At 46.8% G+C, this 9,760-nt stretch carries 11 protein-coding genes and 1 pseudogene; 8 read left to right on the top strand and 4 right to left on the bottom strand.

Annotated features, from left to right (window positions below; all coding sequences use genetic code 11):
* Nucleotides 1-102 precede the first annotated feature (102 nt).
* Nucleotides 103-483, bottom strand: coding sequence for a hypothetical protein (locus QUB66_RS28980; RefSeq protein WP_332970695.1), 381 nt, complete (start codon nucleotides 481-483; stop codon nucleotides 103-105).
* 154 nt (nucleotides 484-637) lie between these two features.
* Nucleotides 638-1,366: a lysophospholipid acyltransferase family protein gene (locus QUB66_RS28975; RefSeq protein ID WP_332970696.1), complete on the bottom strand. Its 729-nt coding sequence runs from the start codon at nucleotides 1,364-1,366 to the stop codon at nucleotides 638-640.
* Here QUB66_RS28975 and QUB66_RS28970 point away from each other — a divergent pair.
* Nucleotides 1,365-1,502, top strand: coding sequence for a hypothetical protein (locus QUB66_RS28970; protein ID WP_265239365.1), 138 nt, complete (start codon nucleotides 1,365-1,367; stop codon nucleotides 1,500-1,502). The genes QUB66_RS28975 and QUB66_RS28970 overlap by 2 nt on opposite strands.
* Before the next feature lie 267 nt (nucleotides 1,503-1,769).
* Here QUB66_RS28970 and QUB66_RS28965 read toward each other — a convergent pair whose 3' ends face one another.
* A complete protein-coding gene (locus QUB66_RS28965; RefSeq protein WP_265239369.1) occupies nucleotides 1,770-2,207 on the bottom strand; it encodes a nucleoside deaminase in 438 nt (145 codons plus the stop codon).
* 248 nt (nucleotides 2,208-2,455) lie between these two features.
* On the opposite strand from QUB66_RS28965, the gene QUB66_RS28960 reads away from it, so the two are divergent.
* On the top strand, nucleotides 2,456-3,052 hold the full coding sequence (locus QUB66_RS28960; RefSeq protein ID WP_265239364.1) for a TerB family tellurite resistance protein: 597 nt from the start codon (nucleotides 2,456-2,458) through the stop codon (nucleotides 3,050-3,052).
* A gap of 257 nt (nucleotides 3,053-3,309) precedes the next feature.
* A complete protein-coding gene (gene menB / locus QUB66_RS28955; protein ID WP_265239368.1) occupies nucleotides 3,310-4,143 on the top strand; it encodes a 1,4-dihydroxy-2-naphthoyl-CoA synthase in 834 nt (277 codons plus the stop codon).
* 158 nt (nucleotides 4,144-4,301) lie between these two features.
* On the opposite strand, the gene QUB66_RS28950 is transcribed toward menB, so the two are convergent.
* Nucleotides 4,302-4,565 (bottom strand): hypothetical protein, encoded by a 264-nt coding sequence (locus QUB66_RS28950; RefSeq protein WP_332970697.1) that lies wholly within the window; start codon nucleotides 4,563-4,565, stop codon nucleotides 4,302-4,304.
* A gap of 704 nt (nucleotides 4,566-5,269) precedes the next feature.
* On the opposite strand from QUB66_RS28950, the gene QUB66_RS28945 reads away from it, so the two are divergent.
* The 5 genes and pseudogenes from QUB66_RS28945 to QUB66_RS28920 all read left to right on the top strand — a co-directional run bounded on the left by QUB66_RS28945 (nucleotide 5,270) and on the right by QUB66_RS28920 (nucleotide 9,731).
* A complete protein-coding gene (locus tag QUB66_RS28945) occupies nucleotides 5,270-6,493 on the top strand; it encodes an SPOR domain-containing protein (RefSeq protein WP_332970698.1) in 1,224 nt (407 codons plus the stop codon).
* A 144-nt stretch (nucleotides 6,494-6,637) separates the two neighbouring features.
* Nucleotides 6,638-7,342, top strand: coding sequence for a PspA/IM30 family protein (locus QUB66_RS28940; RefSeq protein WP_265239360.1), 705 nt, complete (start codon nucleotides 6,638-6,640; stop codon nucleotides 7,340-7,342).
* Between the two features lie 297 nt (nucleotides 7,343-7,639).
* A complete protein-coding gene (locus QUB66_RS28935; RefSeq protein WP_265239359.1) occupies nucleotides 7,640-8,428 on the top strand; it encodes a PspA/IM30 family protein in 789 nt (262 codons plus the stop codon).
* A gap of 313 nt (nucleotides 8,429-8,741) precedes the next feature.
* Nucleotides 8,742-9,051 (top strand): annotated as a pseudogene (locus QUB66_RS28930) (IS1 family transposase); the annotation flags it as partial.
* Between the two features lie 362 nt (nucleotides 9,052-9,413).
* Nucleotides 9,414-9,731 carry a Uma2 family endonuclease gene (locus QUB66_RS28920; protein ID WP_332970699.1) on the top strand — a complete coding sequence of 106 codons (318 nt, stop codon included), beginning with the start codon at nucleotides 9,414-9,416 and terminating at the stop codon, nucleotides 9,729-9,731.
* The last annotated feature ends 29 nt before the right edge of the window (nucleotides 9,732-9,760 follow it).

Here is a 9,760-nt window from a genome sequence, read left to right as displayed (position 1 = left end):
GAGGTACTGGTACTCAGCGCCAGGAGCTTCATTTTTCTATTCTCAGTACCGCTTAGACCTTAACCGAGAAGTATTGAATCACTACTGACTACTGACTCCTGACTATTGAAAAGCACTCGGAAAAGCTGCCCAAACTCGATCGACAAAATCTCTAAGTTGCCGAGAGGCGATCGTGCTATCCTTCTGATCAGAGTCCAGAGACTGCAACTCAGTCAACAACGAAATCACCTCCGTATCCAGCGCCGCCCGAAACAAACTCAGCGGCCACAACAAATCCGCACCATCCCGCAAATCGGATAAAGTGTATTCTTCCGGCCACTTTTCCGGGAAATCCTTTCCAGACACCAATCCAACCAACATCAAAGGGCGCACCCAACAAATTTGACGTGCTTCAACCACTTGAATCACCTCTGAATGCAAGCACGCATCTCCACATTCTAAACTGACAATTTGACCAGGCTTAAAGTTCAAAGCACAATCCATTAATGCTGGCTCTTAATACAGATATAACTAAGTAAAATAAGCGCCGCAACTCTCAACAGCACCAAACAATATTATATCACAATTACTTATTCCTTCGGTCAACTGCCAACTATCAACTGTCAACTGCCAACTGTCAACTGTCAACTATTAACTGTCAACTGTCATCAAGAGTTTTAAGAGCCATTTCGAGTTCAGCCGTCAACAATTTTGCTTCTTTTTTGCCACTACCACCATTAACATAATCTGCCACCAAAATCGGAGCGCCGATCGCAATTTTTACCTGAGAACCCCATCGAGGAATACGCGGGCGGTAACGAATACTCATCGGTACAATCTTCACCCCCAAACCCGGTTTGCTCAACTCTGCTTGCATGGCTAACCGAGCCAATCCAGCCTTAGGAGGGTGAACTTCGCCATCCTGAAAAATGCCACCTTCGGGAAAAATGACTAACATTTCCTTGTCGAGGAGCAACTCCACACCGTAACGAAGACTGCTAACTGCTGGATGCTTGATATCGACAGCAAAGCCTCCCAAATGTCTGATGAACCAACCTTGCATTCCTTTGACTTCATCAGCAGTTACCATAAACCGCAAATCGCGTCCAGTCACCTTCTGTCCCGTTGAATAGGGCATCATCAGGGCATCCCACCGGGAGCGATGCGTCGGGGCTAAGATGACAGGCCCATCTTTCGGCAAGTGTTCCTGTCCGGTTATCTCAATCTTGCCAAAATAAAACGGTAGGACAATATAGTGACCTAGCGGATAGAACAAGGAGGTTAACCAAGGAGAAACGCGAGAGGTATTAGATGCTACCTTGGCAGGCATTGGCTTCACTAGATATGATTTACTGGACTCAATGGCGATCGCGGCAGTATGGCGCATGGCAATTACCCTGCTTTATCGATATATAGAGTCTAAAGATATGTTGCTTGGCAAATCTTTAGTCTTTCGATGGGGACACTTTTGCTATTGGCATTTTGCCGATCGCCCGATCGTCCCCAACACAGATAATCTGTAACTGATAAAACCTTAGCTAACCAGACAGCAGAAAAGCAGATTCGTCAACCACCTGGAAAGATCGGGCAATTACTCATCTATTATTTCAGCTAATTAGCCAAGTTCGATTAAACATTCAGTCTTAGATGCACTTCGACCCAATAAACCGGGTTTTTGACCGCATCTGCGGGCTGCAACGAGGTATTTTCGTCCATCAAACCCGGTTTTTGACCACCAGTGCGATCGCAAACCAAGATTGTCGAAAAGTATCAGTCCAAACTTTTACCTGTCAAATTTTCCGGCGGGCTTCAAACCAAGACAGCAACTGCGATCGACAAACAGACTCCATAATACCGCCTAGCACCTCCAATCGGTGACACGAAGGCGCGCTATCTGGAATATTAGCCACCGTCCGAATTGTGCCAGTTTTCGGGTCATCTGCACCATATACCAGTAGACCGATCCGAGCTTGGACGATCGCACCAGCGCACATCGGGCAAGGCTCCAGCGTCACGTAGAGCGTGCATTGGTTGAGATGCCAATCTTGCAAAACCTTGCCCGCCGCCCGCAGCGCCAATACTTCAGCATGAGCAGTCGGATCGCAGTCTCGCTCTCGCCGATTTTGCGCTTCGGCAATCAATTTGCCAGCACCGTCAACAATGGCAGCACCTACGGGCACTTCACCCGCATCACCCGCTGCTTGTGCCAGTTCCACAGCCCTAGTCATCCAGCGTTGGTGAATAGCATAATTAGAATCACTAATAGACAACGGCTCTGTTGGCAAATTCACGGTATACCTAAGTAACTGAAAACATTTAATATAGTCTTACTTATCCACTTGCTGTGGAGAGAATTAAGTGCGATCGCTAAGAAAACAAATTTTTTAGGGAATTTATGGCATACTTGCCTAGCTAAAAACACTTAAGATCGATAAATAAAGTTACACCACAATCCCATCGAGAGTAATTTTGAATTATGGACACCACCCTGATTAGCACTGAAGTTGTTGAGCTGTTGTCCCGGATTAGCCGCCAAAAGCTCCGCGAACAAGATATCACTCCTTTGGTAGTGTTTGTGACTGCTCTGATTGCCATCCTGCGGGGAGTGATGATTATTGACAGGACGATCGCAGTTGAAGAAGAAGAACGGCTGCAAAAGACGCTAAAAGCCTTTGCTGCTGGCGATCCCCATCGAATAGAACTAATTCAGCGCCTTGTCAAAGGAGTCTCCAAACAGCAGGTTTACTTCAACCCTACGGAACTGCTAACCCTGACAGCTTTCTTTTCAGAATCAGAAAAACTGTTGCTGATCGGTTCCGGCTACGAAATGTCAGCGGTAGACGGACACATCGACCTGCGGGAGCAAATGTACCTACAGTCGATCGCAAACCGGCTCGGCCTCGACCCCAGACACATAGCAGTCGTAGACACTTTGTTTACCAAAGAAGGAGAACTCGACTCAGAAGCTTTTGTCGAAGTTCAAGCTTTACTCGCACCAAGCGAATTCTCCTCCCGCGATCCAGTATTTGCCAAAGCAGCAAAGCACCTGCTGAGTCTTTTGCAGCGTCAGTAATCCACCGCATTTAAATTGTTTCGCTGTAAAAGAGTGAGACACGAGGAAAAAAATTTGACGCTTTTTCAATTAATTCGCGGACGCACGAGTGGTCAGAAACCGGGTTTTTTCAGGAAAATACAGAGGTTACAGCCCGCCAGAACGGTAAAAACCCGGTTTATTTTGCCGGAAATGCGTCCGAATCCGTCTAAAATCTAAAAGCGAATTATCGCTGTCTGAATAGCTCCAACTCGGTCTCAAATTTAAACTTGATTGATATGCAAATTGAATGGCAAACCGCCAAAACCTACGAAGATATTCTCTATCACAAAAGCGGTGGCACCGCCAAAATTACCATCAATCGACCTCACAAACGGAACGCTTTCCGCCCCAAAACCGTGCAGGAATTGTGCGATGCCTTTACTGATGCCCGCGAAGACACAAAAATCGGCGTTGTCCTCTTTACCGGTGCGGGGCCTCATACTGACGGCAAATACGCTTTTTGTGCTGGCGGCGACCAAAGTGTGCGAGGTTCTGCGGGATATGTAGACGAAGGTGGTATACCCCGGTTGAACGTGCTCGACTTGCAGAAGTTGATTCGATCGATGCCCAAAGTTGTGATTGCTTTAGTTGCAGGATATGCGATCGGTGGCGGTCACGTTTTACACTTAATTTGCGACTTAACGATCGCAGCAGACAATGCCATTTTCGGACAAACCGGCCCAAAAGTAGGCAGTTTCGACGGTGGATTCGGAGCCAGCTATCTCGCCAGAGTAGTCGGCCAGAAAAAAGCCAGAGAAATTTGGTTTTTGTGTCGGCAGTACAGCGCACAGCAAGCTCTAGAAATGGGTTTAGTTAACTGCGTAGTGCCCGTGGAACAACTCGAACAAGAAGGGATGCAGTGGGCTGGAGAAATTCTGGAAAAAAGTCCGATCGCAATTCGCTGTTTGAAATCCGCTTTTAATGCCGACTGCGACGGTCAAGCCGGTCTGCAAGAACTGGCTGGAAATGCCACTTTGCTGTACTATATGACCCAGGAAGGTGCCGAAGGCAAACAAGCCTTTTTGGAGAAACGGGAACCGGATTTTAGTGAATATCCTTGGTTGCCGTAGCTCGATCGAGAAATTAGTTTTTTTATGCGATCATTTACGTTAGAGATGCTGATTTCTGTGAGTTGAATGAGCGGAATTTGCGCGATCGACTAAAATCGTCAGTAGAGTAGAGTTTTCCTGCTGCGGACGAACTATACCGAAACTGCTACTGTAGATTTTTAGGTTAACACCCGGCCTGTCAACTGGCAGGCATTACGCTCAGAAACAGTGACGGCGGTCTCATGCAGAGTCACAGTCGGTTCTTGCCACAGTCCAATTTCTGTGATGTTTTCCCAAGATGGCCCAAAAGGCGAAACCGCTAAAGAACAAGATTTCCACTGGCTTTGCACCGGCACGCTCAGCAGAGTACAAATACCCCCGCGTCTCCCTTCAGGAGTGTAGTGGCGGCAGTGACGGCAAGCTGAAGTTAATGGAGTTTTCATAAAAGTTCTTGGGTAAATCAGTTTCACCTCTAATTGTCGTGTGTGGAGCTAGCAGGTTTTAGAGCATCCTAGCCTTTATGCAGTCTGGGTTGTAGCGATCCCCAAAGCATAATCAAATTTTATAATTTATTTATAATTTCGTTATATGTAGACACAATTCGCTCAGTCCTTACTCATTTTGTAGGTAAAAATACAGTAAAAAGTTGATAAAGTTGTCAGGGATCAATAAAAACGACAAATATAGAACGACGATGAGATGTTATGAATAAAATGTTGCTACAGATGGAAAAAGCTGGTTAGAGTCTGGATAAGCAGCTTCCGGGACAAAGCAACAATTAAGTTTTAAAATAAAAATGAAAAGATCGCAAATGGCGATCGACAGCAGGCTCAAGAGCAGCAGTTGCCTTGACGCCAAAAACAGCTAATTCTCAAATAGGCAAGTTTTAAAGCTTATTATTGATCTCTACATAGGACTTACGCACTTACCCAAATGTTCAAATATACAACAGCAAAAAAAGTATACTAAAATACATTCTCCCAGATTGTTTGAGAAATTTTGAGAAAAAGCTTTAGTTGATGCTGCTTTCTGCATCGCGCAGATCAAGCAGTCTTGTTATGCACACCAAAGAAAATTTGTACAGTGCGTAAGTCCTATCTACAATCAAAAGATTAAAATCAATTCACAGGCGGTAGGAATTTTGCTAATGAGTAAGCGTTCTTCGGTGGAATCCCCAAATCATCAATCCTCATCAACCCCAATCAAGCCTGCTTTGCAAGCAGTCCTGGGGTGTATGGATGTAAACCTAGAAGCAGAACTGACAACGTACAGAAGGCACAGGCGGCGCGCCGAACAGTGGGTGTCGCCATCAGTTCGCAGCGGCAAGCAAACAGGCACAACCGAGCAACAGCAGGCCCAAAACCTGCCGCCGCAGGCTGCGGAGGAAACCCAGCAGCCGCTGTCCCTGCCCCTATCTCTTGCCGGCATCCAGGGCGATGCCCCGCTAGCTACTACTAGGGGAGGCACAAAATTATCTAGCAGTGGCTTGGCACCCAACAACTATCTCGAATCCAGCGAAAAATTGATCGAAAGTTTGGATGAACAAAAAGCCGAGCCCGCAGAAGAACGGAGTTTAGCCGCCAGTCTGTTAACGCCCTTGGGACTGAGTTCGATGCTGCTGTTTCTGCTGTCCTGCACAGCTTTGGGTTACGCAGTTATGCACCCGTCAAGTCTGGCTAAAATGGCAGGCCTGAATCGTTTGCTCGATCGCACCAGCCCCTCTCCAAACGACACTCCCGCAGCTACTGTCGTAGATAGCAGCAGCAAGGAACTGCCAAAAGCTCCAAATCTGGCATCCAAAGAATTTGTCGAGCTAGATTTGAGCACTCTCAGCAATGTCAAGCCGACAGCCAGCCCGATTGCTTCCCCATCGCCAAAAGCATCAATCCCGCCCAATCCAGCAGCACCTCCTGCCCCCATCGGCGCTGTCCCGATTCCTACAGAAGACGGCAACCCGGCCAGAGGTAGGGAACAAGGACTCAACAATCTGAGTAGCGCTTTGCTTCCCAGTCCCAGCCCCAGCGCCGCCCAGCCTGTCCCTACTCTGCCGACACTGCCTCCAACACCCTCCCCAGCCCAGCCTGCCACCGCATCCCCGGCGACAGCAGCCCCGGCAGCAGCAGCCCCGGCCGCAACAGCCCCGCTAGGAAATCCGACACGGGCTGCCGACGGTTTCTATTACGTTGTCACCGATTACACCAATGAAAAATCGCTGCAACAAGCCAAAACCGCAGTTCCTGATGCCTACGTGCGGAACTTCTCAAAGGGTGTCAAAATTCAAATGGGGGCTTTGAACGATGCTGCCTCAGCAGAACGTTTGGCAAAGGAACTCCAAGCAAAAGGGGTGAAGCCGCAATACTATCAACCATAAACTAGGTAAAGGGTGAAAAAAATTCACTAAATTGTTAGACAAAGCTAGACAATGATCAATGTTTTGTCTAACACAAAATTGGTTTTTAAATTGTCAATTTCCAGTCCTAAATCTAAAATTTAAGAAAATCGGGAGATAGGTAAAATGGGATTATTCGATCGCCTGTGGCGAGTGATTCGAGCCAATATTAACAGTTTGATCGGGGCGGCCGAAGATCCAGAAAAAATTCTGGAACAAGCTGTAATGGATATGCAGGAAGATTTAATCCAGCTCAGACAGGCTGTAGCAGGGGCGATTGCCGCTCAAAAACGCACCGAACGCCAGTGTTCGCAAGCTGAGTCCACAGCCACAGAATGGTATCAGCGGGCGCAGCTAGCTTTGCAAAAAGGTGAGGACAATTTGGCGCGGGAAGCTCTGACGCGCAAGAAATCTTATCAAGAAACGGCAACGGCGATGAAAGCTAGTCTCGGACAGCAGAATGCTGTTGTGACTCAGCTTAAAGACAATATGCGATCGCTCGAAAGTAAAATTTCTGAGGCAAAATCTAAAAAAGATATGTATATTGCCAGGGCTCGATCGGCAAAAGCCTCGGAAAGGCTGCAAGAAATGATGGGAAATCTCAGTACCGGCAGCGCTTTGAGCGCTTTTGAAAAAATGGAAGAGAAAGTCATGCAGCTAGAAGCTCGCTCCGAAGCCATCGCCGAACTCGGAACCAGTGATTTAGAAAAGCAGTTTCTCTCTCTCGAAGGTGCTGGCGATGTCGATGCCGAGTTGCAGGCGATGAAAGCACAAATGCTTCCGGGCAATAATACACCCAAATTGCCGTCGGGCGAGCCGCCCGCATCCTGAACCTGAACCAGCAGCACAATAGTTGGGAAGGCAAAAAATTTTTAACAGCGGAGCTAGAGATACTTCACAAGCGTGTTGGGGAATTCCCGGATCGAAGTTAAACTCAATAGATAGGTGCATCAATCAGCTTGCCTGCACCACTGACTCGATCGCTTTAAACTGTATTTATATGTTTGCAAAATTGCCAAAGGCTCGATCGCACTAAAAATCTGACCAACTGAGTCTCACCATCGCGGGCTAACGCTATCAAGCCTGCTTTCCGCCTACTTCGTACACCTCACCAGGAAAAATAGCATTATGGGATTATTTGACCGCATTAGCCGAGTCGTCAGAGCCAATCTTAACGATATGGTCAACAAAGCTGAAGACCCGGAAAAGATTTTAGAACAGTCCGTTACGGATATGCAGGAAGACTTGGTGCAGTTGCGTCAAGCCGTTGCCAGCGCGATCGCCGCTCAAAAGCGCACCCAGACTCAGTACAATCAAGCTGAATCCCAGTCTAACCAGTGGCAGCAGCGCGCTCAACTCGCCCTGCAAAAAGGAGACGAGACTTTGGCCCGCGAAGCTCTGGTACGCAAAAAGTCTCACGCTGAAACGGCTGCTACTCTGAAATCCAGTCTAGAACAGCAATCGGGTCAGGTGGAAAGCCTCAAGCGCAACTTGATTGGTTTGGAGAGCAAGATTTCCGAAGCTAAGACGAAGAAGGATATGCTCAAGGCGAGAATTTCCGCTGCGAAGGCTCAGGAACAGCTCAACAACACCATTGGCTCCCTAAATACTGGCAGTTCAATGGCAGCTTTCGATCGCATGGAAGAAAAAGTTTTGCAGATAGAAGCTCGCGCGGGAGCTTCAGCAGAACTGGCGGCTGGCGGCAGCGATTTAGAAGCAGCTTTCCGCTCGCTCGAAGCCGGTGGCGATGTGGACGACGAGTTGGCTCAGATGAAAGCTCAACTGACTGGAGGTTCTGTGTCTCAAGGTCAATTGCCGGCAGCGGGTAAAACTGCGGCTGCTCCTAGTACCTCGGAGGCGAGTCCGGTGATTGATGCTGAGTTGGAAGAATTGCGATCGCAGCTCAATAAAATGTAATCATCTCTATCAAAATTTAACTATTTCTGAGATGGCAGGTTTCATAAAAAGCTCCGTCTACCTACAGCGCTAGCTTGGGGAAGTCGGAGCTTTTTTCAGCGACAATCTAGCAATACATAAATATTGCATTCTGTCAAGTATCTTTATGTTGAATTAATGATTTAATTCTTTAAAAAAGTGATAAAGTGACTTTATTGTTTGCCATTACGCGGGCTTGGCTACTCGTAGCAGTATAAATAACGGTAGTGCTTTTATGTAAAGGATGCAGGATAAGAGCTCTGTGCCAGTCTTTTGAGGAGTCTCATGATGAGATTCCCTACCGAGTGTCTATCGCCAATGCGCCAAGATTTATACGGATCATTGGGAAGCCTATGCTGCGGTTGTACGCCCGTAAACGGCATAAGTCGGTCGATAAGGAAAGTGGATTAACCAGTTACATTGAAAGATTGAATAATACGCTCAGACCGCGAATTTCGCGATTAGTCAGGAAGACGTTATCGTTTTCTAAGAAGTTGGAGAATCACAAGGGTGCTATTTGGAACTTCATTCATGACTACAATCACCAAATCAGATTAGCAATGCTGAAGGCTCAACCGCCTCAATTTTCTCCATTCTTTACATAAAAGCACTACCGTATTGCCCAGTAAACCTCATCGTAGATAAAAATAGTGGTTGAGCTATATCGATCGCTTCAATTGCACCATTCGACGAATATCTAGGTTGGTGAGAAAGAGCTGATCCTTCTCTAAGAAATTGGAAAATCATATTGCTGATTTTTGGCGTTTGGTGCATCATTATAATGCTAGTTTACAACTCTAGATGCTTACTTTTCTTTGAATTTGGTTTTGTTTTATCATCTTGATCCTTTCCTTCAGAGCACTACCCCATAATTTGAATGGAATCCCGAAAAATGCCTCTGGGTTAGGAAAATTATCTAGCTTTAGGTCATAATTATTTCAGGACTAATTATTTAGGAGGTGCGATCGTGGTCATTGCTTCAACCAACCCGCCAAACCTTGCTTCAGATGCAACAAAGACTCGCTTCACTCCAGATGAATACCGGGCGATCGAGGAAACGGCCGAAGAACGTCACGAATACTGTAACGGAGAGATTATTGCTATGTCAGGAGGTTCAGAAGTCCACAGCGCGATCGCCTGTAACTTGTTAATTTACTTGGGATTTTTGTTAAGAGACACCGATTTTCGCTTGTATAACAGCGATTTGCGGGTTTGGATTCCTGAATATCACTGCGGAACCCAATACTTCTCGGTTAAGCCCTATCGTCAAGTAAACTGGTGTTGATTCGTGGATCAGCGAGGGTAAAATTGATG

This window comes from Microcoleus sp. A2-C3 (assembly GCF_036706065.1).
Classification (GTDB): Bacteria; Cyanobacteriota; Cyanobacteriia; order Cyanobacteriales; family Microcoleaceae; genus Microcoleus.
Note: the sequence above shows the minus strand (reverse complement) of the source record. Positions and strands in the feature narration are given on the sequence as shown.